The 1606-nt window shown below is 60.2% G+C and carries 2 protein-coding genes; both read right to left on the reverse strand.

Translation table 11 applies throughout. The annotated features are described in order from the left end of the window. Positions 1 to 696 (reverse strand): trypsin-like peptidase domain-containing protein (locus tag AC1D1P_RS22875; RefSeq protein WP_477674571.1); only part of this gene is annotated, 696 nt, incomplete at its 3' end. Between the two features lie 123 nt (positions 697 to 819). Further along, the coding region (locus AC1D1P_RS22880; RefSeq protein WP_477674570.1) for a MucB/RseB C-terminal domain-containing protein at positions 820 to 1606 on the reverse strand (787 nt) is incomplete at its 5' end.

Consider the following 1606-nt stretch of genomic DNA (forward strand, 5'->3'; position numbering starts at 1 on the left):
GATCAGGGGCCCGCCGGAGTTGCCGGGGTTGATGGCCACGTCGGTCTGGATAAACGGCAGGTAGTCGCCGGTATCCCGCTGCTTGGCACTCACGATACCTGCAGTCACGGTGTTTTCCAGGCCAAATGGCGAGCCGATGGCCATCACCCATTCCCCGACCTTGAGGCGGTTGATGTCGCCAATCTTCACTGCGGGCAGCCCCGTCGCTTCAATCTTGACGACGGCAACGTCACTGCGCTTGTCCGCACCGATGATTTTGGCTTTGAATTCGCGCTTGTCGGTCAACGTGACAATGACTTCATCAGCGCCTTCGACCACATGCGCGTTGGTCATCACAAAGCCGTCGGCCGTCAGGATGAAACCCGACCCGACGCCGCGTGGCTGGTCTTCGTCAGGCTGAGGGCTGCGGTCCGGCCGGGGTGCGCGGGGCATATTGGGGGGGATCGGTATGCCAAAGCGCTTGAAGAATTCCAGCATCTGTTCGTCCGCACTCCCTGAAGCCGCTGCCTTGGCTTTCTCCAGGGTGCGGATATTGACCACCGAAGGACCCACCTGCTCCACCAGGTCCGTGAAATCCGGCAATGTACGGTTCTGCGCCCAGACCGGCGCGACCGGCAGCACCGCCAGGACCGCCGTGCTTCCTACGATGGCCGCCGTCAGGCAGGAGCGCAGGGGTTTCCAGTTCAATTCAAGCATCATCAGCCTCGTCATAAATGTTGTCATCCGGCAATCACACCCGGCGGCAATCCAAGGCTGGCGCCGGAGAAAACTGTTGCAGCACGTGGGCCCCGGGAAAAGTATCAGGAGCGCAGGTGCATATTATTTCTTGCGCTCCAGCCCGCCCGCAAAAAGCTTCAAGGTGCCCATGGGGACTTCACCCATCACGGTGACCCAATAGGCGTCGAGCTGCCTGGTAATCGTCTGGGTGGCGCCCATCGACAGGCTCGATTCCTGACCGTGGCGCTGGCGGTCGAACGGTTCTACAAAAATCGACACCGATGCCAAACCATCCGAGAAAATCCACTGCAGGGGCTCTTCACCGGCCGCAGTGCCAGCAGGCGCCAGTGCCGTCGCCGGCCGCTTGTAGCAACTCATGGGTTTAAAGCCCGCCACAGGCGCCTTCAGGAGCCAGCCTTCCGCGCTTGCCGTGGTCTTCATGAGAACAGGCTTTTCCACACGGTAACCGTCGACCTTGCCCATCATCTGGAGGAGCTTGTCCATTTTGACCGGAGCATCGAGCTGCAATTCTGAAAATGCCGCCTGTTCCAGGACCTTGCCGTCGGTATCGAGCGTCTGCAGCTTCACGACCAGGCCTTTCTTCTGTTCTGTCCAGACCCGGTAGCCAAACCGCATATGGTCTTTGGGCGCCAGCAGCACGATATCGGCCTCGACGCCCGCCACACGCTCGGTACCCTCCTGACGGACCTTGTAATAGTCGGCAATCCGGTTATCGGTTGACTGCAGCAACTGGGGGAACATACCCAGCGACTCGCGCTTTTCACTGCGAACCACCTTGTGGTCCGGCATGAAGGTGACCACCTGGTCGTTATGGCGAAAAATCGAGCGCGGTGCCCCCGTCAGCGTTTCTACCCGCTCCATTTGCTGG

The organism is Polaromonas sp. P1_E1_2, from assembly GCF_056406035.1.